The following is a 24,490-nucleotide window of genomic DNA, read 5'->3' as shown; positions in this document are numbered from 1 at the left end:
GTCGCGCATGAATACGCACTCCATCCGCTTCTGGTCGACGATCGCGCTGGCGGCACTCGGAGCGGCGGGGTGCGCGTTGAAGTCACCGCCGGACCGCGCGTCGCTGGCCAGCGAGTCGCTGCCCAATGCACCGGCGCCGGCTGCATGGAAGGCCGGTGCGACATCCGGCAGCGTCGGCGACGACTGGATCGCGAGCTTCGGCGACCCGGTGCTGAGCCAACTGGTCGCCGAAGCGCTCGCCTACAACAACGACCTGCGGGCATCGGCTGCCCGGGTCGAGCAGGCCGCTGCGGGCGTGAAGGCCGCAGGGGCCCAGATATGGCCCGCCATCGACCTCATCGGCCGGCGCGGCGGCAAGATGGGTGGCGATGGGTCGGGCCTCAATGGCTGGGTGATCTCGGCATCATGGGAAATCGACCTGTGGGGCCGCGTGCGCTATGCCCGGCGTTCCGCAGAGGACCAATACGCATCGACGCAGGCCGATTTCGCGGCGGCGCGCCAGTCGATCGCCGCGCTCGTCGCGAAGTCGTGGTTCCTCGCGACCGAGGCGTCGTTGCAACGCCAGCTCGCCCGCCAGATGATCGATACCAGCACCCAGTCGGTCAAGCTTGCGGATCAGCGCTGGCGTATCGGTGCGTCGAGCGAAAGCGATGTCGTGCAGGCCCAGGCGAATTTGAAGACGTTCGTCGATGCCGAGCGGCAGCTGGACCTGGCCTACTCGAAGTCGCTGCGCTCGCTTGAATTGCTTCTCGGCCGCTACCCCGGCGCGGACCTCAAGCCGGCCGCCGCGTGGCCGCGTGTCGACATGCCGGTCGGGACGGGCGTGCCGTCCGAACTGCTCGAACGCCGCCCGGACATCGTCGCCGCGGAGCGTCGCGTCGCCGCGGCCTTCGATCGCACCCAGGAAGCTCAGGCCGCGCGGCTGCCGCGCATCTCGCTCTCGGCGGGAATCTCTTCGATCACGAGCGAGATGTTCGTGCTGAAGGACCGCGACAACCCCAGTGCGAGCATCGGCGCGGGCCTGGTCGCCCCGCTGTTCCACGGCGGCGCGCTGCTGGCGCAGGTCGAGGCGCGCACGGCCGAGCAGCAGCTGGCCGTGGCCGCCTGGGCGCAGACCGCGCTCAGGGCCTTCAATGAGGTCGAGACGGCGCTGGCGGAAGAAGCCACCCTGCGCGACCGCGAGCCGATCCTCGATGCGCAGGCGAGGGATGCGCAGAAAGTGCTCGACATCGAGAACTCCCGCTACCGGGTGGGCTCGCGCGACCTGCGGACCGTGACGCAGCAGGAGATGAGCGTGTATGCCGCGCGCTCGACACTGCTTCGCGTCCAGGCAGAACGGCGCGTGCAGCGCGTCAATCTCCTGCTTGCGCTTGGCGGCGGATTCGGTCCCGGCGCCGAGATCGAATCGACCATGCAGGGCCAGGAGAAGCAGCCATGACAACGACCCGATCGCACTTTGCGCTCGGGTGTCTTTGCGTTTGCCTTCTGCTGCTCGGTGGCTGTGCCACGCGTCCGGTCAATCCGCCGATCGCCCAGGCGAATCCGGGCAGCGGCTACCGCTTCGAAACGCGGCAGGCCGAGGTCAAGGACAAGGACGCGCTGGTCATCCTTGCGTTTTCGGGTGGGGGCACGCGCGCCGCCGCGTTTTCATACGGCGTCCTCGAATACCTGCGCCGCACCGAGATCGTCACGCCGAAGGGCAGGGGCCGGCTGATCGACCAGGTCGACATCATCACGGGCGTCTCGGGCGGCAGCTTCACCGCGCTGGCCTACGGCCTCTATGGCGAAAAGCTGTTCGACGACTACGAGCAGCGCTTCCTCAAGCGCGACGTACAGGGCGAGATCATTTCCCGTTCGCTCAATCCCGGCAACTGGGGCAGGCTGTCGTCGCTGGGATGGGGGCGGTCCGAACTGGCGTCCCAGCTCTACGACGAGGTCTTGTTCAACAATGCCACCTTCGGCGACCTGAACCGCGGCAAGGGGCCGCTGATCCTCGCATCGGCAACCGACATTTCGAGCGGCGCCCGTGTCGTCTTCCAGCAGGCCACGTTCGATGTCTTGTGCTCGGACCTGAACGCCGTGCCCTTGTCGCGCGCCGCCGCCGCCTCGTCGGCGGTGCCGGTGGTGCTCTCGCCGGTCACGATCAACAACTACGGCGGCACCTGCAACATGACGCCTCCCGCGTGGGTGAAGCGCTTCACCGATACCGACAACCCGCCGCGACCGGCGGCCCGCGCGATACGCTCCCTCCGCTCGCTGGGCGACTTCGAGGACAGCAAGAAGCGGCCCTACCTCCATCTGGTGGACGGTGGCGTATCGGACAACGTCGGCATGCGCGGCGTGCTCGATTCGCTGGAGATCCTGGAGGCCATGCAGGAAACCGGCATGCCGACGCAACTCGACAATGCGAAGCGGATCGTCGTCTTTATCGTCAACTCGCTGTCCGTGCCGCCGACGAACTGGGACGAATCCGAATCGCCGCCCGGCAGCGTGGAGATCCTGCTCAAGTCGAGCGGTGTGCCGATCGACCGCTATTCGTTCGAGGCCGTCGAGCTTCTGAGGGACATGGCGGCACGTTGGAACACCATGCGCAGGATCCGCAAGTCGGCGGCCATGGCGGACAACAAGGACCCGGCGCTCGCGTCCGCGATCCGCGGGCCGGACGCCGAGATCTATGCCATCGACGTGTCGTTCGCTGCGCTGAAGGACAAGGGGGAACTGGCCTATCTCAACCAGCAGCCGACGTCCTTCGTCCTGCCTGAGGAGGCGGTTGATCGCCTGCGGGCCGCGGCAGGCACGATCATCCTGGATTCGCCCGAGTTCAAGCGTCTGCTGAAGGACGTCGACGGCACCTTGGCTGCCGAACCGCAAGCGAGGCGACGGACAGTGCTGAAGAATTAGGCCAGCCTCGTTTCCGAAGCAGAATCCAGATGCTTCAACGTGGACTGCGGTCCAGGAAGGCAAAAGATGGAACTGGAAGAAGTCAACGCGCGCCTCCGCTCGCTGGAACTGCGGGCTGTCGCCCACACTGCGGCGATCGCGGTCCTGCTCCAGGAGCAGCCCAATGCCGCGGCCAAGCTGCACCTGGTCTCCGAGCACCTTGTCGACGCGCCGCCGATCCCGATGTCCGATGCAGACCTGGTGAAGGTCGCGGCCTACATACAAGCCATGCTGGGAGGCCCGTGGGTCGAGTGAATCCTGCCTCAGCGTCCCGGCGGAATCTTCGCCTGAGCGGCTGGGTCGCCGCAGCGCGGGGCGTCAGTCGAAGCCGCGAGCGGCATCCTCGCTGCGAAGCCACCGCTCCCGGCTGAGGCGGTACAGGCAGCACCGCCTCATCGCGCTGCCTTCCGGATAGGCGGGGTGATCGAAGTCTTCGTTGGCGTTGACCATTCCCACCCGTTCCATGACTGCGCGCGAGGGCAGGTTCAGGCGCGTGGTGAATGAAACGATCTCCTCCAGGCCCAGGCGTTCGAAGCCCAGTCGCAGCACCGCCTTCGAACCCTCGGTGGCGTAGCCCTTGCCCCAATGCGCCTCGGCCAGGCGATAGCCGAGTTCCACGCAGGGCATGAACGGAAGCGCTCTCCTGGGAACGGAAAGCCCGATGTAGCCGATGAAGGTCCCGGAATCGCGCGTCTGCGCCGCCCAGTTGCCCCAGCCCCGGTTGTCGATGTCGCCTCGCCAGGCGTCGATGTCGCGATCGCTGCCCGCGCGCGAAAGAGTGCTGGCGAAGAAACGCATGACGACCGGATCCGCGCACAAGGCCGCGTACGGCTCGCGATCCGAGTCTCGCCACTGACGAAGAAGCAGCCGCTGGGTCGTGATCTCGATCGGAGTCGACATGAGATGGGCACCGTGAAAGCGTCAGGTCAAGCTCGACTCAACGAACCGTTCCGAAGGTTGTTGTGCGCCGGTGGACCCGTGACACGGCAGGTTCCACGCATCGCGGATTTTCACCTGATGCGATTCATAATGTCCCAGATCAGGAACATCTCAACCAGTGGAACATCCCTCGCCACTCACGACCAGGTTCAGCACCGAAGAGCGCTACCGTCTGCTCGTGGAGGCGGTCGCCGACTACGCCATCTACATGCTCGACAGCGAGGGCTTCGTGGTCAGCTGGAACCCGGGCGCGGCGCGGCTCAAGGGTTACGCCGAACGGGAAATCATAGGGCGGCATTTCTCTCTCTTCTACGAGCCTGACGATGTTCGCGACGGCCTGCCGACTCGGGCCTTGGCCACCGCAGCCCGGGAGGGGCGCTATGAAGCGGAAGGCTGGCGTCGCAAGAAGGACGGCGGACGATTCTGGGCGCAGGTCATGGTGAACCCCATCGTCGCCCCCGACGGCGAACTGCTGGGCTTCGCGAAGGTGACCCGCGACCTGACCGAGCGGCGGGCCGCCGAGGAGAAGCTTCGGCGCAGCGAAGAGCAATTCAGGCTCCTGGTACAGGCCGTGACCGACTACGCGATCTACATGCTCGACGTCGACGGAATCATCACCAGCTGGAACGCGGGCGCGCAGCGCGCCAAGGGCTATGCGCCGCACGAGGTCGTCGGGACCTCTTTCTCCCGCTTCTACCGGCAAGAGGACCGGGACCGCGGTCTTCCCGCCAGAGCGCTCGCGACGGCTGCGGCCGAAGGACGCTTCGAGGGAGAGGGCTGGCGGGTGCGGAAGGACGGCACCGAATTCTGGGCCAACGTCGTGATCGACCCCATCCGCGACGCGAACGGTGTCCTCATCGGCTTTGCCAAGGTCACCCGCGACATCACCGAAAAGCGTCAGGCGCAACTCGCCCTCGAGCAGGCCAGGGAAGCGCTGTTCCAGTCCCAGAAGCTGGACGCGATCGGCCAGCTCACCGGCGGCGTCGCACACGATTTCAACAACCTGCTGATGGTCGTCCTGACAAGCCTCGAGCTTCTGCGCCGGGGCCTGCCGGAAGACCAGCGGCTGCACCGCCTCCTGGACAACGCGGTGCAGGGTGCCAAGCGCGGGGTGTCGCTCACGCAGCGCATGCTTGCATTCGCGCGCCGGCAGGAGCTGCGTCCTGTCAATGTCGACGTTCCGTCGCTGATCGGCGGGATGCGGGAGATGCTCGAACGCACGCTGGGCCCGACGATTCGCATCGACGCAAACTTCCCGGACGGCCTGAAGCCCGTCAGGGTGGACCACAACCAACTCGAACTCGCCATCCTGAATCTCGCCGTCAACGCGCGCGACGCGATGCCCAACGGCGGTTCGCTCACCATCGAGGCCAGCGAAGTGGAGGGCACTCCGGCGGACAGGCTCGCGGCGGGCAGGTACCTTCGCCTCTCGCTCGCCGACAGTGGCAGCGGCATGAATGCCGCCACGCTCTCGCAAGCCATCGAACCGTTCTTCACGACCAAGGGCGTCGGAAGGGGGACGGGCCTGGGCCTGCCCATGGTTCTCGGGCTGGCGATCCAGTCGGGTGGCAAGTTCGTGCTGGAGAGTTCGGAGGGCGTGGGGACGCGCGCCTTGCTCTGGCTGCCGGTCTCGACGGAGGACAGTCCGTCGATACCCGAGCCGACGCCCGCGCCGGAATTTCAGGAGGCAGTCGCTGCTCGCGTGATCGTGGCCGTCGACGATGATGCGCTGGTGCTGGCGGGCACCGCATCCATGCTGGAGGATCTTGGTCATTCGGTGCTGTGCGCCGGCAGCGCGAAGGAGGCGCTGGATCTGGTCCGGCGCACGCCGGGCGTCGGCCTGGTCATTTCCGACCAGGTGATGCCGGGCATGACCGGCGCCCAGTTGTTCGACGTCTTGCGCGCCGAGCGGCCTGACTTGTCGCTCATCCTTGCATCGGGCTATGCCGACTTGCCCGCCGACGTGGGTCCGCTGACGTTGCGGCTTTCCAAGCCGTTCGATCAGGGCCAGCTCGCCGAGGCGATCTTCCGGGCGACGAAGGCCTGAGGCCTGGCCCTTGCACAAGCACAAGCGAATGTCATCAATGGACGACGATCTCGACGCACGAATCCGCTCAGGCAAGGCACTGAGCGAATCGATGGGCAATTTCCACGTGACCGGATGGGATCCTGACCGCAAGGTGCTGAAGGCCGCGTTCACGGTCCGGCGCGAGTACTGCCACACGAACGGCACGATCGCCCAGGGCGGCTTCATCACGGCCTGGCTCGATGCGGCAATGGCGCACGCGGTGATTCACGACACCGGGCATGCGCAGACGGTCTTCAGCCTGGAGATCAAGGTCAGCTTCTACGAGAAGGTGGGCCCGGGCGAAGGCCGGGTCGAGGGGCGGGTGATCCGGCGCGGCAAGCGGGTCACCTTTCTCGAAGCCGCGCTCTACAACCCTGAAGGCAAGCTGGCGGCAGAGGCGACGTCGACCGGGATCCTGGCGGATCTCTAGAGGCGCGGGCGCTTCAGGCTGCGTTCGGGCCCGCCAAGGCTCCATGCAGCTTCATGCCCGGCACATCCAGTGTCGTGCGCAGGATCGTTCCCGTCGTAGATTCGGTGCAGTAGAGCACCTTGCGTTCCGGTCCGCCGTAGGCAAGGTTCGTCAGCGACATGCCCTCGACGCTGCGCAGGACGATCACCGGCTCCGCGCGATGATTCAGTACCCACGCATAGCCGAGGCCGGGGTTCGCCACGAGCAGGCGACCCTCTTCATCCATGGCCAGCCCATCGGGCCCGCTCGGCCCGTACGAGGTGAAGAACTGGCCGACCTTTGCCACGCTGCCATCCTGCATCAACGGCACCCGCCAGACGCAGTTGCCCCGCGTCGCGGCGACGTAGAGCACGCGTTCGTCCGGGGAGAGCACGACGCCGTTCGGACTCGGGACGTTGTGCAGCAGCAGGTCGAGCCGCCCATCCGCAGCCAGCCTGTAGACGCGACCCGTGGGCTCGTGCATCCCGCTCTGGCCCTGGTCCGTGAAGTAGAGGCAGCCGCGGGAATCGAACACCAGATCGTTCACCCCCCGGAAGCGCTCGCTGTTGCGTCGCTCCAGAAACGGCGTGGCCACGCCGCTGACCACGTCGAGCGCCATGAGACCGTTCTTGTAGTCGGTGATGACGAGCGTGCGCTCGTCGGCGAACTTCATGCCGTTGGGTTCGCCGTCGAACTCCGCGACCAGTTCCCAGTCACCCGCGGGATCGATGCGAAAGATCCGTCCCCATGGAATATCCGTCACGTACAGATGGCCGGCCGCATCGAAGACCGGCCCTTCGAGGAAGCTGTCGACGGGCGCTCCGCCGCGGTTCGCGTCCGCCCAGGCCGAGCGCTGCCCCGTTCGCCGAAAGCGCTCCGGCATGCGGGTGAAGACGTCGAGATCGCGAACTTCGGGCGCGTGCAGCAGCATGATGAGTCTCGTGGTGGTCCGGAGGCCGGCTATTGTTTCTCGACCTTGGCGGCTGCAGCCACTGTGCTCCACAACTGCGTGTTGTCGCGCAGCATCTTCGTGAAGGCATCGCCCGACACCACCGACGGCACCGAGCCGAGGTCGGCGGAGAACTTCTGGACGTCCGGGCTCGCCATGGCTGCCGCTATTTCCTTCTGCAGTCGCTGCATCACCGGCGCGGGCGTTCCCTTGGGCGTCCAGAGGCCCGTGAAGTTGATGACGCTGTAGTCCTTGATGCCGGCCTCGGCGAAGGTCGGCACATTCGGCAACGCCGCCAGGCGCTTGTCGCCGCTGATGCCCAGCAGCCTCACCTTGCCGCCCTTGACCTGGCCCATCACGCCGGGCGTCGACGCGATCTGGAAATCGATGGTGCCGGACAACAAGGCCAGCGTGGCCTCGCCCGCGCCCTTGAAAGGAACGTGCGTGACATCGATCTTCGCCGCACTGGCGAGGGCCTCGGTCGAGAAGTGCGGCGTCGTTCCCGCACCGCCGGTGCCGTAGTTGAGCTTGCCGGGATTCGACCTGGCATAGCCGATCAGGTCCGACAGGGTCTTGAACCGGGACTCCGCGCCAACCACCAGAGCCATCGGGGCGAAGTTGAAAGCGGCCACGGGGACCAGGTCGCGCTCTGGATCGAACGGCAGCTTGTGGAAGACGTGCGGCAGGATCGAATAGGTCGTGTCGTTCGCCATCAGGGTGTAGCCGTCCGGCGCGGCCTTCGCGACCTGCTGCGCGCCGATCGTTCCGGTCGCGCCTGCCTTGTTCTCGACGAAGAAGCTCTGGCCGGTCTGCTCGGTGAGCTTCTGTGCGACGCGGCGCGTCACCTGGTCGACTGCGCCTCCCGGCGGATACGGCACGACGATGCGGACCGGCTTGGAAGGGTAGTCACCCTGCGCCAACGCGGCGCCGGCGGCGGTGCACAGGGCTGCCGCAGCCAGTGCGACCTGCACGGCCTTGCTGGAAATGCTCATTGAATGTCTCCTGATGGATTTCGGGAAGGCTGTCAGGCAGTCGCCTGCTGTTTCGCCAGGACTTCGAGCGCATTCCTCGCCGCCGCAACGCCCATGTTCACGTAGGCGTCGCTGGTCACGCCACCGATGTGCGGGCTCAGGATGAATCCCTTTCCGCCCTGGAAGGGATGCCCGGCAACCATCGGCTCGACCGCGAAGCTGTCCAGGCCCGCAGCCATCACCTGGCCCGAGCGCACCGCGGCAAGAAGTGCGTCTTCGTCGATCAGGCCACCCCGTGCCGTGTTGATCAGGATCACGCCGCGACGCGCCTTCGCCAGTGTCTGCGCATTCACCATCCGGCGGTTGTCCTCCGTCAGCGGGCAATGCAGCGAGATCACGTCGGCCTCGCGCCAGATCGTCGGCATGTCCACCAGTTCCAATCCTTCGGGAGCGTTCGTGGCGAACGGATCGAAGCCGATGACGCGCATGCCGAGGGCGCTGGCCATCCGTGCGAAGCGCAGCCCGATCGCACCCAGCCCGACCAGTCCCACGGTGCGGCCGCCCAGTTCGAGGCTCTTGTGCGTGGCCTTGTCCCAGTGCCCGCCGTGCATGCGCGCATCGAGCGCAACGACGGACTTCGCGCAGGCGAGCATCAGTGCCAGTGCCTGCTCGGCCACGGCCGCGGCATTGGCGCCGGCGGCGGCGACGACCTGGATGCCGCGTTCCCCGGCCGCGACCTTGTCGATCGTGTCCGTGCCGCTGCCATGCTTGGAGATCACGCGCAGGGAGGGCGCCGCATCCATCGCTGCCGCGCCGACCTTGCTGTAGCGGACGATGATCGCGACGGGATCGTGCTGTGCGCAAAGCGCCACCACATCGGCTTCGCTGGGCGTCTTGCCGGCGAAGATCACCTCGTATCCGCGCAGGAGTTCGAGTGCCTGCGGCGCCAGGTCCGCGCCGGTGACGAGAATCGCACTCACAGCGTCTCTCCTTCCTTGAGGACGCCCGCGGCGCGCAGCGCGCCGTCGAGCCAGGAGGCCGCGGTGTTGCCTTCCTTGATCGCTGCGATGCGCTTCGCTTCGTCCTGCACCTTCTTGCGCGCCGCGCCGACCAGCGACGCGATCTTCTCGCGCTCGACGACCATCACGCCGTCGCCGTCGCCGATGACGAAGTCACCGGCGCGCACGGTCACGCCGCCGACGGTCACCGGATGCCCGATGCGCCCGCCGATGTTCTTGGTCGGCCCGTTCGGATTCGTGCCGACCGAGAAGACCGGATAGTCCATCTCGTCGATCTCCAGGCTGTCACGCACGGCGCCGTCCACGACGACGCCGGCGATGCCGCGCTGGCGGCACGCGGTCATCATGATGGTGCCCATGAGCGCCGAGGTCTGGTCCGCCTTGCCGTCGATGACGAGCACGTCGCCGGGCTTCGCCAGCGCGATCGCCGCATGGATCATGAGGTTGTCGCCCGGCCGCACTTCGACGGTCAGGGCCGGGCCGGCAACCTTCATGCGGCTGCGCAAGGGCTTGATCCGGCCATGCAACGCGCCGCGGCGTCCGGCGACGTCGGCAAGGATCGCCGGCTGGAATTCGGAAGCCTGCTTGACGACGTCGGCGGGCACGCGCTCGAAGTCGCGAATGATCTCGGGAAGGGGGTGGCTCATGATGGGTCGCTTTCGGTGGAGGGAGGTGGAGGAGAGGAAGGGATGTGGTCAGTCGACCTTGGCGCCGGAGTCCTTGACGACCTTCCCCCAGCGAACGATGTCGTCCTGGATCAGCTTGGCGAACTGTTCGGGCGTGCCGCCCAGCACGTCGGCGCCCTGGCCTTCGAGCTTCTTCCTGACGTCGGCGTCCTGCAAAGCCTTGTTGAAGGCGACGTTGAGCTTGGCCACGGCATCCTTCGGCATGGAGGCGGGCCCTGCAATGCCGAACCATGTCACGGCTTCGAAGCCCTTGAAGCCGGACTCCGCGATGGTGGGAACGTTGGGCAGGTCGTTCACGCGCTTGTCCGAGGTGACCGCGATCGCCCGCATCTTGCCGCTGCGGATGTGCCCGATGAGCGTCGGAACCGACGACATGTAGAGCTGGATCTGTCCGCCGATGAGGTCGGTCGCGCCCTGTGCCGCTCCCTTGTAGGGCACATGCGTGAACTTCACGCCGGCGATCTTCTGGAACTGCTCGACGGCCAGATGGGCGACCGTGCCGCTGCCGGAGCTGGCGTAGTTGATCAAGTCGGGCTTGGCCTTGCCGGCAGCGATGACGTCGGCCAGCGTCTTGTAGGGCGAGTCGGCCGCGACGACGAGAACCAGCGGCGAGCTGGCGACCAGCCCGACCGGCGCCAGGTCCTTCTGCGGGCTGTAGGGCAGCTTCGAGTACAGCGTGGGATTGATGGCCAGGTTGCTGGTTTGCCCGAGCACGATGGTGTAGCCGTCCGGCGCCGACTTGGCCGCCGCGTCGACGCCGAGGTTGCCGCCCGAGCCGGGCTTGTTGTCGACGATCAGCGTCCAGCCCTGCTGGGTCGCCACCTTGGTCGCGACTTCGCGGGCGATGGCATCGGTGCCGCCGCCGGCCGGGAAGGGCACGATGAGCTTGATCGGCCGCGAGGGATAGGCCTGCGCGAAGGCGGCGCAACTGGCGAAGGATGCGACGACGAGCAGCGCGGCGCGGCGGGAAAGTTCGAGCTTCGGGATGGTCAAGGTTGTCTCCGGTTCGTGATCTGTATTCGCCTCTTCAGGCTTGGACGGACTGTAGATTTGCGTTCCAATACGTACAATGGGGTTGCACCAGACGGACCATGACCCATGCAGCGGACCAATAACCAAGACAAGAAATCCAAAGAATCCGCCGCGGCCGAGCCAGCGACCGGTGGCCAGGATTCCGGTGGTGTCACCGCCGTCACACGCGCCCTGCAGTTGCTCGAGGCGTTCGGCATGCAGGACCAGCGTCTTTCCCTTGCGGAGCTGACGCGCCGCAGCGGCATGCACAAGACCACGGCACTGCGCCTTCTTCGGACGCTGGCGCACAGCGGTTACGTCGTCCAGCGCGAGGACGGCGAATGGCGACTGGGACCTGCCGCCGGCTGGCTGGGCGCGCGCTACCAGGCTGCGTTCGATGTCAACAACGTCGTCGAGCCGATGCTGCGCGAGCTGACACAGGCGACCGGCGAGAGCGCGGCCTTCTACGTGCGCGAGGGAAACATCCGCACGTGCATCGTGCGCGTCGAAGGTCCGCAGCCCATCCGCCATCACGCGCGAATGGGCTCGGCCCTGCCGCTCGACAAGGGCTCGCCGGGTCGGGTCATCCTCGCGTTCTCAGGCGAGCCTGGCGCGCTGTACGAGGAGATCAGGCAGCGCGGCTACCACTATTCCATCGGAGAGAGAGAGGAGGGCGTGGCGACCGTGTCTGCCCCGGTCTTCGGCCTGAACTGGCGGCTGCTCGGTTCCGTGTGCATCTCGGGGCCTGCGGATCGCTTGCCGAAGAACAAGTTGATCCGTCACGCGAAGACGATCATCAAGGCTGCCAATCAGCTGTCCTACGCGCTGGCAGGCACTTCGACGTCACAGACACCCAAGGTCGTGTCCGCCTGGCATCCGTAGCCCGGCGCGAGAATGCACGCCGCACGAAACCTCGGCAGTGCTTGAATGACCTACGGAGTTCCCGGCATGCAATGGACAGAAATCTTCGGATATCTCGGCGCGTTGATGACGCTGACGACCTTCTCCATGAAGACGATGCTGCACCTGCGCATCGCGGGCATCGTGTCCAACCTCGTCTTCATCACCTATGGCGGACTCGGCCACGTCTACCCGGTGCTGCTGCTTCATCTGTCGCTGCTGCCCCTGAACGTGTGGCGCCTGCGCCAACTTCTGCAATTGACGCGCGAGATGAAGCTGATCGCTTCGAGCCGGCTCTCGATGGAATGGCTCAAGCCCTTTTCGCGCCGCAGGGCCGCCCAGGCCGGGGAGACGCTGTTTCGCAGGGGCGATGCGGCGGCCGAGGTGCTGTTCGTGCTGGGAGGCAAGTTCCGCGCGGTCGAGGCGGACGTCGTCCTGGAACAGGGCGAACTCATCGGCGAGCTTGGGCTCATCAACAGGGAACACACCCGGACACAGACCGTCGTTTGCGAAGAGGCTGGCCCGCTGCTGGTCGTCACCTACGACGAGGTGCGGCAGATGTACTTCCAGAACCCGAAGTTCGGCTTCTTCTTCCTGGAACTCGTGGCGGAGCGACTGACCCGGGACGCAAGGCGGGTCACGCCGGCGCAGGATGCGGCCCTCAGCCTGCACGCAGGATCTCGCCCAGCCTCTCGCCGATGATCACGCAGGGCGCCATGGTGTTGCCCGTCGTGACGTTCGGCATGATCGACCCATCCGCAATCCGCAGATTGCGAATGCCGTAGACGCGCAGCTTCGCATCGACGACGGACATCTTGTCCTTCCCCATCTTCGCGGTGCACGTCTCATGGAAGTAGGAGACCGCCGCATCCCGGATGAAGTTGTCGAGCTCCTTGCCCTTCATCGGGCCGGGCATGATCTCGCGCTTCACGAAGGGCTTCATCGGCGCCGAATTGCCGATCTCGCGGCACAGTTCCACGGCCCTGCGCATCGCGGCCATGTCATCCGGATGCTCCAGCACCTTGGCATGGATCTCCACGCCGTCGCGCGGGTTGGTCGACGTGAAGCGCAGGTAGCCGCGGCTCTTGGGCCTCACGATGCCGGGGCCGATGGTCCAGGCGGTGGGCACGGCCAGCTTGCCCGTGATCTCGGACGAGAACGGAATCTCGATCTGGAACGGTTGCATGTCCGGCGTCTCCAGCTTCGGATCGCTCTTCCAGAAGAAGGTGGCCTCTGCCGAGTTGTTGCGGGCCGGCACGGCTTCGGGCGGCTCCCACATGCATGCGGCCACCATCGTGTGGTCCTGGAAGTTCTGTCCGACGCCCGGCAGGTTCGATGCGACCGGGATGCCCAGGCGCTTGAGTTCCCTTGCATCGCCGATGCCTGAGTTCATGAGGATGCGCGGCGTATTGATGGCACCCATCGACAGCACCACCTCGCGCGCCACGCCGATCTTGCGCGCCTTGCCGTCCCACTCGAACTCCACGCCGGTCGCCTTCTTGCCATCGAGCGTGACCTTGTGGACCAGCGCCTGCGTGAGGATGGTCAGGTTGGCCTGGTCCATGATCGGATACAGATAGTGCGACGGCACGTTGCGTCGCCGCCCGTCCTTGATGCACAGGTTGGCGATCGAGGCGCCACCCGGGCCTTCCATCATCCGGCCGTTGTGATCCTCGAACGCCGGTATGCCCACGGCGGCGCAGCCTTGCACCATCGCGGGTGCCAGCGGACTCGGGTCCGGCGCGGGCTGCATGAACACCAGCCCGCCTTTTCCGCGGTAGGCGGGATCGGGCGGGCCCTGCCAGTCCTCGATGCGCTTGTAGATCTCAAGCACATGCCGGTAGCCCCACGCCTCGTCGCCCGAGGCGCGGGCCCACGAGTCGAAGTCGTTCTTGTGGCCGCGTGCCCAGACGGTGGCGTTGATGCTGCTGCCGCCGCCAATGGCCTTCCCCATGGGCATCGCGATCGACCGGTTGTTGAGTCCCGGCCTCGGCATGGTCTTGTAGCCCCAGTCGAAGGGCCCGCCGATGTTCGTGTACCAGACGGCCGGGTTGAGGATGCTGGGCGCATCCGCGGCACCTCCGGCTTCCAGCAGAAGCACCTGCACGTTCGGGTCTTCGGCGAGACGGCGCGCCACCACGGAGCCTGAAGAGCCGGCGCCGCAGACGATGTAGTCGTAGCGCGGCTTCAGCTCGCCGCGCAACTCCGACTGGTTGGCGCCGATGGCGAGCGCCTTGTCGGCCATGGTCGCCGCGGCCAGCCCGGTGACCCCCAGTGCTGATGCGGCCTGCATGAAGCCGCGCCGGTCGAGCCGGCCGGCCATCAGTTGCGCCTCGATCCGATCCAGCTTGCGTCCGCTGAGCGGATCGGGGATGGTGTTCGCCTTTTTCAATTCGAGCTCCTCGTGGCCTGCCGGACGGGTGCCGGCATCCGGCATTGTTGAAACTCGGCGCCAGGCGCACTATCCGTTTCGCGCAGCACTGTCCGTTTTGCGCAGGCGATGCCTTCAGGGTTTTCACGGATCGTTGGCCTCGCGCCGAGAACACAGGATTTCGCGTCAGCCGAACAAAGGTCTGTCCATGGCTCTTGAACATGTCCACACGCGCGACCTCGCAGAGGCCATCGAGACCGTCGGGCAGATCTATTGCGAGCACCGGCTCTCGCTGGATCGCAGGGCGAGCGGCATCGACACGACGCTGGACGTGAGCGGCGCCGCGCGCCAGCCGATCGTCCGGCTGCGGTACGGCGCGGCGGTGAATGTGGATGCGGGCAACTTCCCGGACCTGTACCTGATCATGCGCTGCACCGATGGAAGCGGGCGTGTGCGCCAGGGCCGCCGGGAAGCGGATTGGCATCCGGGCGTGACGGTTCCGGTCTCTGCCAACGTGGGCACCGATTTCGGCTTCGGGGCCGAGTTCTCGCAGGCGACCATCAAGGCCGACAAGCAGAAGCTCGACTCGCTTTGCGGCGCCATGCTCGGACGCCAGCTGGAGGACACGCTGCGCTTCGAGCTCCGGCCGTTCTCGGCATCGCTCGAGCGGACCTGGAGTTCGACGCTCGACCTGCTGGAAAGCACGGCCGCCGCTCCCTTGCCTCCCATGGCGGAAGCCGCGTTGCAGGAGTTCGTCCTGACGCTGCTGCTGGAAGGGCATCCGCACAACTACAGCGATGAACTGGCGCGGCGCCCGGACCGGATGTCGTCGCGCCTGGTCAAGCGCGCGGAGTTGTTCATGAGGGACCATGCGCACGAGCCGCTCACGGTGGCCGACGTCGCGCGCGAGTTGGGTGTGAGCATCCGGGGATTGCAGGCCGGGTTCCAGAGCTGTCGCAACTACACCCCGACTGCTTTCCTGAGAAGCATCCGGATGCACCGCGCACGGCAGGGATTGCTGGAAGCGGACGTCTGCACCACGGTCACCGATGTCGCCATCAGGAACGGCTTTCTTCATCTGGGCCGGTTCAGCGCCCTGTACAAGACCTGTTTCGGAGAAAGTCCGATGCAGACGCTGGCACGGAGCCGCGCAGCGGAGGGACGCGTATAAAGCGTCCCGGGGAGACCATCACTTGAAAATCATCATCCTCGGCGCAGGCCGAATCGGCGAGAGCGTGGCCGGCACACTCGTGTCGGAGCGCAACGACATCACCGTCATCGACACCGACGCGGCGCGCCTGCACGAACTCGAAGAACGGTTTGAACTGCGCGGCGTGGTCGGCAGCGGCATCGAGCCCGACGTGCTCGCCGAAGCCGGCGCGCGCGACGCCGACATGCTGATCGCCTGCGCGGCGCAGGACGAGACCAACCTCGTCTGCTGCAAGGTGGCCTACCAGGTGTTCGGCATCCGGACGCGCATCGCGCGCGTGCGTTCCAATGCCTACAAGGAAGACAGCCCGCTCCTCGGCAAGGAAGGCTTTGCCGTCGACTGCGTGATCTGTCCGGAGGAATCGCTGACCCGCTACATCGGCAAGCTGGTCGAGTACCCGGAGGCGCTGCAGGTGCGCGAGTTCGCCAACGGCCTGGCCTGCCTGGTGTCGGTGCGCGCGGTGGCGGGCGCGCCCCTGGTGCGCCACAGCATCGCCGAACTGCGCGAATGCGTGCCCGATGCCGACATGCGCATCGTCGCGATCTACCGCCGGTTCGAGAACGAGCCTGACCGCTTCATCGTCTGCGAAGGCCAAACGCTCATCGAGCCCGGCGACGAGGTGTTCGTGCTGTCGGCGCGCGAGCACCTGCAATCGGTGCTGTCGGCGCTGCACCGCTACGACCACGCCGACCATCGCGACGTCGAGCGCATCATGATCGCGGGCGGCGGCCGCGTGGGGCTGCGGCTTGCACGGCAGCTCGTCGAGACCGGGCGCAAGTACCAGATCAAGGTGCTGGAGCGCGACCACGCGCGCTGCGTGCAACTCGCCTCCGAGCTGCCGGGCGGCGTGCTGGTGCTGCATGGGGACGGCACCGACGAAGACTTGCTGGAAGACGAGGGCATCGAGAACATCGACCTGTTCCTCTCGCTCACCAGCGACGACGAGGACAACATCATGGCCAGCCTGCTGGCCAAGCGCATGGGCGCGACGCGCGTGCTGGCGCTGATCAACCGGCGCAGCTATGCCGACCTCATGCACGGCACGCAGATCGACATCGCGCTGTCGCCCGCGCAGACCATGCTGGGCGAGTTGCTGGCCTACGTGCGGCAGGGCGATGTGCAGGCGGTGCACAGCCTGCGCCGCGGCGTGGCCGAGGCGCTGGAGATCGTGGCCCGCGGCGACCGCAAGACCTCGCGCGTGATCGGACGCCGGATCTCCGAGATCCAGCTGCCCAAGGGCGCCCAGTTCGGCCTGGTGATGCGCGGGCTGCCGGACCTCGGCGAGGGCGTGATCCCCGACGGCGAGGCGCCGCCGACGCCGGCGAAAGTCATCATCGCGCGCGGCGACACCGTGATCGAGAGCAACGACCACGTCGTGATCTTCGTGCCGCGCAAGCGACTGGTGCGCGATGTGGAAAAGCTGTTCCGCGTGAGCGCCACCTTCTTCTGATATCACTCGCCCCGTTTTCATGAGCGATTTCTTTCCGGTGTTGCGCGTGCTGGGCGCGCTGCTGACCTTCTTTTCGTTCGGCATGTTCGTGCCGTGGATCATTTCCTGGACGCACGCCGACGGCCTGCGGCACGTGTGGGCCATCTCCGCGGGAATTTCCTTCGTCTGCGGCGGCGTGCTGTGGGGCGGCCTGCGCCGCTACAAGCGCGAGCTGCAGCCGCGCCATGGCATCTTCCTGGTGTCGCTCACCTGGGTGCTGCTGCCGCTGTTCGCCACGCTGCCGTTGATGTGGGCGCTCGATTTCATCGGACGGCCGATCAACTTCACGCATGCATATTTCGAGTCGGTGTCGGGCCTCACGACCACCGGCGCGACGGTACTCGTCAAGCTGGACGATCTGCCCGTGTCGATCAACGTGTGGCGCACCTTCCTGCAATGGATCGGCGGCATGGGGATCCTGGTGCTGGCCGTGGCCATCCTGCCGCTGCTGGGCGTGGGCGGCAGCCAGCTTTTCAAGGCCGAGGTGGCCGGCCCGATCAAGGACAGCAAGCTCACGCCGCGCGTGAAGGAAACCGCCAAGGGGCTCTGGGGCATCTACGCGACGTTCTCGGCCGTGTGCTTCCTCGCCTACTGGGCCGGCGGCATGACGGCCATCGACGCGATGATGCACATGTTCGCCACCGTGAGCCTGGGCGGACTCTCGTCGCACGACGCGAGCTTTGCGCACTTCGCGTCGCCCCTGCTCGAAGGCGTCGCGGTGCTTTTCATGCTCGCGGCCAGCTGCAACTTCGCGCTGTATTTCGTCGCGATGCGAAAGGGCCATTGGCGCGGCTTCTGGCGCGACCCCGAGTTGCGCGCCACGCTCACCGCGCTGATCGGCGGCGGGCTGCTGGTCGCCATCGTGCTGTGGGTGAAAGGTGTCTACGGGCCGGTGGAGGCGCTGCGCTACGGCGTCTTCCACGCCATCTCGGTCGGCAGCACGACAGGGTTCGCCACCGTCGACTACCTGGCCTGGCCGGTGTTCGCGCCGCTCTTCATGCTGCTGCTGTCGAGCGTGGCGACCAGCGCAGGCTCGGCCGGCTGCGGCATCAAGATGGTCCGGGTGCTCATCCTCGTGAAGCAGGCGCGGCGCGAGATGACGCGCCTCGTGCATCCGCGCGCCGTGCAGCCGGTGACGCTCGGCAACGTGGTGGTCGACCACCGCGTGATCTTCTCGGTGCTGGCCTTCATGCTGGTCTACGGCGTGACCACCATTTCACTGAGCATGCTGCTCGTGCTGACCGACCTCGATCCGGTCACTGCCTTCAGCGCCGTGCTGGCGAGCGTGAACTGCACCGGCCCGGGTCTCGGCACCGTCGGGCCGGCCGGCAACTTCAGCGGCCTGACGAATTTCCAGGTGTGGGTATGCACCTTCGCGATGGTGCTGGGCCGGCTCGAGATGCTGAGCTTCATCGCACTGCTGACGCCGTCGTTCTGGCGCAAGTGAAGTTGTTGCACTGGGGCCGATGTAGTAAGGTCCGCCGCCACCAATTTCCGGAGAACACATGGCCCACATGCGCGAGCGCTCCATCCCATGAGCCTTGACGAAATGACTCAGGCGGTCATCGCTTTCATTCGGGCGCACGAGGGCTGGGGCGTTCCGATCGTGCTGGCCCTCGCGTTCGGGGAATCGCTGGCCTTCATTTCCCTGCTGCTTCCGGCCACCGTGATCCTGTTCGGTGTGGGATTTCTCATCTCGGGCAGCGGCATCGCGTTCTGGCCGATCTGGTGCGCCGCAGCCGCCGGGGCCTTCCTGGGAGACTGGTTGTCCTTCTGGATCGGATTGCGGCTGAAGGGCGATGTCGGAAAGTACTGGCCCCTGTCCCGCCACCCGGACCTGATCCCGCGAGGGCATCGCTTCTTCGAGCGCTGGGGCGTGGCCGGCGTATTCTTCGGGCGCTTCTTCGGCCCCTTGCGCGCATCCGTGCCGCTGGCGGCGGGCATCTGCGAAATGCCCACCGCCACGTTCCAGATCGCCAACTTCGCCTCGGCGATCGTCTGGGCTACCGGCATCCTGGCTCCCGGTGCGTTCGGCATCCAGTGGATGCAGAGGTGGCTCTGAGCCGCCTGGTGCCGCCCGCGATTCGCGCGCTCAGAACCGGTCCGCCAACCCCATCGCCGGATCGCTGACCGAGTGCCGGCCGGTCTCCACGCGACCGGCGAAGCGGCGGAAGAAGCTCGCGTCGGCGTCGCAGGTCACGACGAAGTCGTACCACTGGCCGCTGCCGTCCAGGCTCCACCGGATGCTGGCGTCGGCGCCGCCCTTGACGCGGACGTTCCATGCGCCGTCGCGATCGTTGCCGCGGTCGTCGTGATCGTCCTTGCCCCGGCCATTGTTGTCGCGGTGGTCATCATGGCGATCGTCATGGTGGTCCTTGCCGCCGCCGTCGTGCGCCTCGGGGCGCGCGTACACCTTGTTGGACTGCACGGTGAAGCGGCAATCGCGCCGGCCGTCGTTGCGCAGTTGCAGGTAGATGTCGCCGCGGCGCGCGTCGTAGCCCACGCGGATCTCCGGCACCGGTGCACCGTCGGCACGCAGGCGGTTGAGGTCGCCCTTGAACTGGCGGTGGAAGCCGTTCGGGCCGAGCACCCACAGGTCGTACAGGCCGGCGTTGTCGGTCATGGCCGCCCAGTGGTCGTCGAGTTGCTTGCCAGGCTCGACCACGAAGCGCCGCGGGAGGCGGTCCGACAGGTGCAGCTTGTCGTAGACGTGGAACACGGCGGCGCTGCGGCCGCTGTTGGCGAACAGCAGCTGAACGCGGCCGTTGCGCGCGTCGCTGCGCGCGCTGGTGTGCAGCTCGTAGGGCAGGGCGCGCGAGGGGCGCACGCCGGTGGTCTGCGCGGGCAGGGCGGCATCGGTGGGCGGCGTGATCTTCGGCAGCGCCTGCTGGGCGGCGGTCAGCGCATCGGCCTGGTCCTTGGTCTTGCGTCCGGCCAGCGTCGGCAGCGGCTCGTCGTTGGGCCGCTCGAAGTTGAAGGCGCTCGTGAGGTCGCTGCAGATCGCGCGGCGGTACTTGCTGATCTGCGGCTCGGCCACGCCGAAGCACTTCTCCAGGAACAGCAGCGTGGACGTGTGATCGCAGACCTGCGAGTTGACCCAGCCGCCGCGGCTCCACGGCGAGACCACCCACATCGGCACGCGCGGGCCGGGGCCGTAGGGGCGGCCGTCGACCGCGGGCTGGCTCGGCGTCGCCGGCGCGAAGTTGTGGTACTCGACCGCCACGTCGGCATCCGCCATCGTGGTGCCGCCGGCCAGCGTGCCATCGGGGTTGCGCGAGGGCACGGCCGGCGAGGGCAGGTGGTCGAAGAAGCCGTCGTTCTCGTCGAAGTTGATCAGCAGCACGGTCTTGCTCCAGACCTCGGGATTGGCCGTCAGTGCGTCCAGCACCTGCTGCACGTACCAGCCGCCCTTCGCCGGGCTCGACGGTCCGGGGTGCTCGCTGTAGGCGGACGGCGAGATGATCCACGACACGGCGGGCAGGGTGCCGTTCTTGATGTCCTCGCGGAAGGTTTCGAGGAAGCCATAGGGCATCGTGTTGCCGAAGCCCTTCGCGAGCGGGCTGAGCGCGTCGTCGACGACGGCGTCATAGAAGGGGCCGGCGGCCGTCACCGGCTGCGTGATGTCCGTCGCCGCGACGTAGACCGGACGGCGAGCCGGCGGCATCTGCTCGATCGCGGCGCGCCAGTGGCGGAAGCCCATCATCTCGTTGCAGCCGTAGTTGTCGATCAGGCTCTGGTAGACCTTCCACTTCACGCCCGCCTTTTCCAGGCGGTCGGCATAGGTGGTCCATGTCCAGCCATCGGTGGACGCACCGATGTCGTTGCCGCCGTTGAACTGGTTGTTCAGCGCCGCGACCTGCACCTTGCTGCCGTCGACAGGGCTCGTGCCATTGGGGCCGTTGGTGCCGCTCCAGTAGAACAGCCGGTTCGCGATGGTGCCCGTGTGCATGCCGCAGTGGTAGTGGTCGCACAGGGTGAAGGCTTCGGCCAGTGCGCGCTGGAACGGAATCTCCGCCGTGTCGTAGTAGCCCATCGACAGCGGGTTCTTCGCGTCCGGCCACTTGTACATGCGGCCGTGATCCCATGCCGCCTGCGAATCGGACCAGCTGTGCGGCGTGCTGCCGGCGCGCTGTGCGTTGCCCTTCGTTTCGTCGAGGTGGTAGGGAAGGTAGGTGGTGGGCGGCGTGGTCTTGGTGTAGGTCTGGTGGAAGACGTTCTTGCCGTTGGGCGCCGGCACCGCGAAGCGGTCACCGAAGCCGCGCACGCCCTTGAAGGTGCCGAAATAGCTGTCGAAGGAGCGGTTCTCCTGCATCAGCAGCACGACGTGCTTGACGTCCTTGATGGTGCCGGTGTCGTGGTGCGCGGGGATGGCGAGCGCGCGGCGGATGCTGGGCGGGAACGCGGCCAGCGTGGCGGCGGCGATGCCGGTGCCGGTGGCGCTCTGGAGAAAACTGCGACGTGAGGTCATGGCGGGTTGGATGTAAGAGTAATGATGGAACCACGCGAATCGGTCGAGGCCACGCGAGGCGACGCAAGGCTAAGCAACGCGCGTGACATTTCGATGTAGCGACGATGACATCGCTGTCCGCCGGGGCCGCGCGACAGGCTGACTCGCTGCGACGCGAACGGCTACCATCTGGCGAACATCGTCGATGCAGGCGCTGGCCATCGACGCCGATCTGGAGACACCCACTTGGCAACATTCCCTGGCTTTGCAGGCATCGCCGACGAGCTGTTGCTCAAGGTGTCGCCGCCGCGTGTCCCGCGTCATCTCGTCGCCCGGGATCGCCTGCTCTCGGGGGCGGGCGGCCCGCTGGATTGCCCGGTGATCCTGGTGCAGGCGCCCGCGGGCTTCGGAAAGACCTCGCTGCTCGCGCAGTGGCGGCGCGAACACCTCGCGCAAGGGGCCGTTGTCGCCTGGCTGTCCGCGCAAGAAGCGGACGAGCCGCGGAGGCTCTCGCAAGGCCTCGCGCTGGCGGTCCGCCAGGCAGCGGGGCGACCCACATTCGGCCACACGCTGCTCGAAGCACCGCCCGGCCTCGGCCAGCTCGAAGGCATCACGGTCTGGCTCGCAGAAGTGGCACAGACGGCATTGAACGTCGTGCTCATGGTCGACGAAGCCGACCGCCTGCCGGCCGAGTCGCGTGTCGCCCTGGCTTACCTGATGCGCAACGCGCCGCCCAACCTGCGCACCGTCGTGGCAACGCGCGTCGATTGCAATCTCGACATCGATGACCTGATCGCCTACGGACAGTGCGCCGTCGTCGCGCAGGAAATGCTGCGCTTCCGTCTCGAGGAAACGCTTGGGCTGGTCCGGACGCGCTTCGCCGCGCGGGTCGACAGCGACGCGGCGGCGCGTCTGCACGAGTTGACGGAGGGATGGCCGCTCGGCTTGCAGCTCGCACTGACGGTGGTCGAACTGGCCGCCGACCCTCGCGCCGAAGTGCTGGCGATGGCCACGCATGGCGGCAAGCCGCGCGATCAGCTCGTCGGCACGCTGCTGGCGAACCTGGCCCCGGACGACCTCGCGTTTCTCACGCGCATCTCCATCCTCGACAGCCTGCACGCCGAACTGTGCCGCTCCGTCGCGCAGGTGGACGACGCTGCCGAGCGCCTGGAGCGCATGTGCAACGACACCCCGGTCTTCATCACGGGCGAGCAGGGTGAATGGCTGAGGGTCCACAACCTGGCGCGCGATGCATTGCGCGAGCGTTTCGCGATGCTCCCCGCTGGCGAGCAGGCCCAGTTGCATGCGCGTGCGGTGCCTTGGCTGGCCGAGCGCGGCCGGCTCGAAGCGGCCGCCGGTCATGCACTGCTGGCCGGCCAGCACGACCTGGCCTATGAACTGGCGGAGCGCAGCCTCTACGAGTCGACCATGCATGGCCGCGTCGATGCGGTGGTCGTGTGGCTGGAGCGCCTGCCTGCCGCGGAGCTCGACCGGCGTCCGCGTCTCCTGCTTGCCATCGCGTGGGCCTTGGCGACCAGCGAGCGGCACGACGACGCGGGGCGGCTGGTCGCTCGCATCCTCGCGCTGCCGGGGGCGGACGATGAACTGCGTTGCGAGTGCGCGCTCATCCTCAGCGGCGCGGCGGTGTTCGCGGACGAGCCCGATCGCTTCGCCGGCCTGCACGACCCATGGGCAGAGGCCCCCCCGCTGGACGATCCGCTGCTCAAGCAAATCCACGCCAACCGCACCGCCTTTCGCACGCTGCTGGCCGGCGATCCGGCGCTGGCCCGCCTGAGGCAGCAGCAGGCGCCGCGGGTGCCTGGGCGCCGTTCGCCCGACTACCTGAGCCGGTGGGGCGAGTTCATCATCGCCCTGAGCTACGTTTGGGAAGGCCAGGTGCTGCTGGCCGAAAACCTGCTGCGGCCGTCCCTGGCGGGCGCCGAGGCGACCTTGGGCCGACGCAGTTCCTTCGTCGTGATGCTGGCCGCGTTGCTGGCTTCCGCCGCCTGGGAGCGCGATCGTCCGGGCGAGGCCGTCGCCCTGCTGGCCAACCGTCTGGACGTGCTCGAGCGCAGCGGCTTGCCCGAAGTGCTGTTGCTGAGCTACCGGACTCTGGCCCGCATCGCCGTGGCCGAGGGCGCGGAGCACCGCGCGATCGAACTGCTCGATGCGCTGCACGCGGTCGGCGTCTCGCGCCGGCTGCCGCGCCTGCGCATTGCCAGCCTCGCCGAGCAGGTGCGCCTGCATGCGCGCCACTACCGGGCCCAGACCTGCCGGGAGCTGTGCGACCGGATCGATGCGGTGCTGGCCGAGCCCGGCCTGCCCGGCGGCCCGCTCTGGCGGCGCACCGTCAGTCCGCTGCGCGAACTGGCGCAGGGCCTGGCCGCCATCGCGGCGCTGGACTGGCGCGGCGCCATCGAGCCGCTGGCGCGCGCCGACGAGGTGGCGCAGGAGCTCAAGCAGGGCCGGCTCCACATCGAAATCGTCGGGTTGCGGGCGTTCGCCCTCGACCGGCGTGGCGAGAAGTCGGCGCAGCCGATGCTGCGCGAGGTGGCCGGCCTGGCGCGCGCCTATGGGCTGCTTCGGGTGTTCGAGGACGCGCACCCCGACCTGGGCACATGGGCGCGGGAGATCGAAGGCGAGGGCGAGTCCGCGCCACCCGAGGAACAACGCCCTGCCGTCCCGGTGCGGTTGCAGGCGACGCCGAGCACCGCCCTCACGCCCAAGGAGCGCGAGGTGCTGGAACTGTTGACGCGCAACCTGTCGAACAAGGAAATCGCCCTGGCGATGCAGGTCGGCGAGGAAACGATCAAGTGGCACATGAAGAACCTCTTTGCCAAGCTCGATGCGGGATCGCGCAAGCAGGTGGTGCTGCGCGCCCGCATCCTCGGCCTGCTGCAGTAGGCGCCGGCCTGTAACGCCCGGCCACACAAATGACCCCACCCCCCTCTGCGATGGGGGGGAGCGCGGGGCTGTCTCTCCTTAATCTTCGCTGACTCGAGCGCCGCCGCACAGGGCTGGCGCCATCCGCGACACACGAGG

The 24,490-nt window shown here is 67.2% G+C and carries 20 protein-coding genes; 12 read left to right on the top strand and 8 right to left on the bottom strand.

All coding sequences use genetic code 11. The features are described 5' to 3' along the window. The first annotated feature begins 7 nt into the window (after nucleotides 1–7). The 3 genes from QTH90_RS05255 to QTH90_RS05245 all read left to right on the top strand — a co-directional run bounded on the left by QTH90_RS05255 (nucleotide 8) and on the right by QTH90_RS05245 (nucleotide 3,195). Entirely contained in the window at nucleotides 8–1,438 is a 1,431-nt protein-coding gene (locus QTH90_RS05255; RefSeq protein WP_286663457.1) for a TolC family protein, read from the top strand. Continuing rightward, the gene (locus QTH90_RS05250) at nucleotides 1,435–2,901 is read left to right on the top strand and encodes a patatin-like phospholipase family protein (protein ID WP_286663456.1); all 1,467 of its coding nucleotides are present in this window, start codon (nucleotides 1,435–1,437) and stop codon (nucleotides 2,899–2,901) included. The genes QTH90_RS05255 and QTH90_RS05250 overlap by 4 nt, the downstream gene beginning before the upstream one ends. A 66-nt stretch (nucleotides 2,902–2,967) precedes the next feature. Then, nucleotides 2,968–3,195: a hypothetical protein gene (locus QTH90_RS05245; RefSeq protein ID WP_286663455.1), complete on the top strand. Its 228-nt coding sequence runs from the start codon at nucleotides 2,968–2,970 to the stop codon at nucleotides 3,193–3,195. A 63-nt stretch (nucleotides 3,196–3,258) separates the two neighbouring features. On the opposite strand, the gene QTH90_RS05240 is transcribed toward QTH90_RS05245, so the two are convergent. Next, entirely contained in the window at nucleotides 3,259–3,840 is a 582-nt protein-coding gene (locus QTH90_RS05240; protein WP_286663454.1) for a GNAT family N-acetyltransferase, read from the bottom strand. 157 nt (nucleotides 3,841–3,997) lie between these two features. Between QTH90_RS05240 and QTH90_RS05235 the strand changes: the two genes are divergently transcribed. Next, the gene (locus QTH90_RS05235) at nucleotides 3,998–5,926 is read left to right on the top strand and encodes a hybrid sensor histidine kinase/response regulator (RefSeq protein ID WP_286663453.1); all 1,929 of its coding nucleotides are present in this window, start codon (nucleotides 3,998–4,000) and stop codon (nucleotides 5,924–5,926) included. A gap of 28 nt (nucleotides 5,927–5,954) precedes the next feature. Then, nucleotides 5,955–6,377: a PaaI family thioesterase gene (locus tag QTH90_RS05230; RefSeq protein WP_286663452.1), complete on the top strand. Its 423-nt coding sequence runs from the start codon at nucleotides 5,955–5,957 to the stop codon at nucleotides 6,375–6,377. A 13-nt stretch (nucleotides 6,378–6,390) separates the two neighbouring features. Here the strand turns inward: QTH90_RS05230 and QTH90_RS05225 are convergent, their stop codons facing one another. Genes QTH90_RS05225 through QTH90_RS05205 form a run of 5 tightly spaced genes read right to left on the bottom strand, consistent with a single transcriptional unit; the run spans nucleotide 6,391 to nucleotide 11,013 of the window. Then, the gene (locus QTH90_RS05225; RefSeq protein ID WP_286664465.1) at nucleotides 6,391–7,329 is read right to left on the bottom strand and encodes an SMP-30/gluconolactonase/LRE family protein; all 939 of its coding nucleotides are present in this window, start codon (nucleotides 7,327–7,329) and stop codon (nucleotides 6,391–6,393) included. Between the two features lie 26 nt (nucleotides 7,330–7,355). Beyond that, complete coding sequence (locus QTH90_RS05220; protein ID WP_286663451.1) at nucleotides 7,356–8,336, bottom strand: Bug family tripartite tricarboxylate transporter substrate binding protein; 981 nt, start codon at nucleotides 8,334–8,336, stop codon at nucleotides 7,356–7,358. Nucleotides 8,337–8,368: 32 nt separating this feature from the next. Beyond that, nucleotides 8,369–9,295, bottom strand: a complete 927-nt coding sequence (locus QTH90_RS05215; protein ID WP_286663450.1) for an NAD(P)-dependent oxidoreductase — start codon at nucleotides 9,293–9,295, stop codon at nucleotides 8,369–8,371. After that, the gene (locus QTH90_RS05210) at nucleotides 9,292–9,981 is read right to left on the bottom strand and encodes an RraA family protein (RefSeq protein WP_286663449.1); all 690 of its coding nucleotides are present in this window, start codon (nucleotides 9,979–9,981) and stop codon (nucleotides 9,292–9,294) included. Before QTH90_RS05210 ends, QTH90_RS05215 begins: the two co-directional genes overlap by 4 nt. Before the next feature lie 48 nt (nucleotides 9,982–10,029). Further along, nucleotides 10,030–11,013 (bottom strand): Bug family tripartite tricarboxylate transporter substrate binding protein, encoded by a 984-nt coding sequence (locus tag QTH90_RS05205; RefSeq protein WP_444814673.1) that lies wholly within the window; start codon nucleotides 11,011–11,013, stop codon nucleotides 10,030–10,032. Nucleotides 11,014–11,118: 105 nt separating this feature from the next. On the opposite strand from QTH90_RS05205, the gene QTH90_RS05200 reads away from it, so the two are divergent. Then, entirely contained in the window at nucleotides 11,119–11,913 is a 795-nt protein-coding gene (locus tag QTH90_RS05200) for an IclR family transcriptional regulator (protein ID WP_286663448.1), read from the top strand. A gap of 66 nt (nucleotides 11,914–11,979) precedes the next feature. Next, complete coding sequence (locus tag QTH90_RS05195) at nucleotides 11,980–12,633, top strand: Crp/Fnr family transcriptional regulator (RefSeq protein WP_286663447.1); 654 nt, start codon at nucleotides 11,980–11,982, stop codon at nucleotides 12,631–12,633. Here the strand turns inward: QTH90_RS05195 and QTH90_RS05190 are convergent. Then, entirely contained in the window at nucleotides 12,593–14,323 is a 1,731-nt protein-coding gene (locus QTH90_RS05190; protein WP_286663446.1) for a GMC family oxidoreductase, read from the bottom strand. The genes QTH90_RS05195 and QTH90_RS05190 overlap by 41 nt on opposite strands. Before the next feature lie 187 nt (nucleotides 14,324–14,510). Here QTH90_RS05190 and QTH90_RS05185 point away from each other — a divergent pair, with 187 nt between their 5' ends. The 4 genes from QTH90_RS05185 to QTH90_RS05170 all read left to right on the top strand — a co-directional run bounded on the left by QTH90_RS05185 (nucleotide 14,511) and on the right by QTH90_RS05170 (nucleotide 19,063). Further along, nucleotides 14,511–15,473, top strand: coding sequence for an AraC family transcriptional regulator (locus tag QTH90_RS05185; protein WP_286663445.1), 963 nt, complete (start codon nucleotides 14,511–14,513; stop codon nucleotides 15,471–15,473). A 22-nt stretch (nucleotides 15,474–15,495) separates the two neighbouring features. After that, nucleotides 15,496–16,962, top strand: coding sequence for a Trk system potassium transporter TrkA (trkA, locus tag QTH90_RS05180; protein ID WP_286663444.1), 1,467 nt, complete (start codon nucleotides 15,496–15,498; stop codon nucleotides 16,960–16,962). Between the two features lie 19 nt (nucleotides 16,963–16,981). After that, nucleotides 16,982–18,448: a TrkH family potassium uptake protein gene (locus tag QTH90_RS05175; protein WP_286663443.1), complete on the top strand. Its 1,467-nt coding sequence runs from the start codon at nucleotides 16,982–16,984 to the stop codon at nucleotides 18,446–18,448. A gap of 87 nt (nucleotides 18,449–18,535) precedes the next feature. Further along, nucleotides 18,536–19,063, top strand: coding sequence for a DedA family protein (locus QTH90_RS05170; RefSeq protein ID WP_286663442.1), 528 nt, complete (start codon nucleotides 18,536–18,538; stop codon nucleotides 19,061–19,063). A gap of 30 nt (nucleotides 19,064–19,093) precedes the next feature. Here the strand turns inward: QTH90_RS05170 and QTH90_RS05165 are convergent, their stop codons facing one another. Further along, nucleotides 19,094–21,469 (bottom strand): phosphocholine-specific phospholipase C, encoded by a 2,376-nt coding sequence (locus tag QTH90_RS05165; RefSeq protein ID WP_286663441.1) that lies wholly within the window; start codon nucleotides 21,467–21,469, stop codon nucleotides 19,094–19,096. 225 nt (nucleotides 21,470–21,694) lie between these two features. Here QTH90_RS05165 and QTH90_RS05160 point away from each other — a divergent pair, with 225 nt between their 5' ends. Continuing rightward, complete coding sequence (locus QTH90_RS05160; RefSeq protein WP_286663440.1) at nucleotides 21,695–24,352, top strand: winged helix-turn-helix domain-containing protein; 2,658 nt, start codon at nucleotides 21,695–21,697, stop codon at nucleotides 24,350–24,352. Nucleotides 24,353–24,490: the final 138 nt, after the last annotated feature.

It is taken from the genome of Variovorax flavidus (assembly GCF_030317145.1).
Lineage (GTDB): Bacteria > Pseudomonadota > Gammaproteobacteria > Burkholderiales > Burkholderiaceae_C > Variovorax > Variovorax flavidus.
The sequence above is the reverse complement of the archived record's forward strand: the minus strand, read 5'-3'. Positions and strand labels throughout refer to the sequence as shown.

Bases quoted from the DNA above. Each gene is read 5' to 3' on its own strand.
- QTH90_RS05255 (WP_286663457.1), top strand. From the start codon at position 8: ATGAATACGCACTCCATCCGCTTCTGGTCGACGATCGCGCTGGCGGCA.
- QTH90_RS05250 (WP_286663456.1), top strand. From the start codon at position 1,435: ATGACAACGACCCGATCGCACTTTGCGCTCGGGTGTCTTTGCGTTTGC.
- QTH90_RS05245 (WP_286663455.1), top strand. From the start codon at position 2,968: ATGGAACTGGAAGAAGTCAACGCGCGCCTCCGCTCGCTGGAACTGCGG.
- QTH90_RS05240 (WP_286663454.1), bottom strand. From the start codon at position 3,840: ATGTCGACTCCGATCGAGATCACGACCCAGCGGCTGCTTCTTCGTCAG.
- QTH90_RS05230 (WP_286663452.1), top strand. From the start codon at position 5,955: ATGTCATCAATGGACGACGATCTCGACGCACGAATCCGCTCAGGCAAG.
- QTH90_RS05220 (WP_286663451.1), bottom strand. From the start codon at position 8,336: ATGAGCATTTCCAGCAAGGCCGTGCAGGTCGCACTGGCTGCGGCAGCC.
- QTH90_RS05210 (WP_286663449.1), bottom strand. From the start codon at position 9,981: ATGAGCCACCCCCTTCCCGAGATCATTCGCGACTTCGAGCGCGTGCCC.
- QTH90_RS05200 (WP_286663448.1), top strand. From the start codon at position 11,119: ATGCAGCGGACCAATAACCAAGACAAGAAATCCAAAGAATCCGCCGCG.
- QTH90_RS05195 (WP_286663447.1), top strand. From the start codon at position 11,980: ATGCAATGGACAGAAATCTTCGGATATCTCGGCGCGTTGATGACGCTG.
- QTH90_RS05185 (WP_286663445.1), top strand. From the start codon at position 14,511: ATGGCTCTTGAACATGTCCACACGCGCGACCTCGCAGAGGCCATCGAG.
- QTH90_RS05175 (WP_286663443.1), top strand. From the start codon at position 16,982: ATGAGCGATTTCTTTCCGGTGTTGCGCGTGCTGGGCGCGCTGCTGACC.
- QTH90_RS05170 (WP_286663442.1), top strand. From the start codon at position 18,536: ATGAGCCTTGACGAAATGACTCAGGCGGTCATCGCTTTCATTCGGGCG.
- QTH90_RS05165 (WP_286663441.1), bottom strand. From the start codon at position 21,469: ATGACCTCACGTCGCAGTTTTCTCCAGAGCGCCACCGGCACCGGCATC.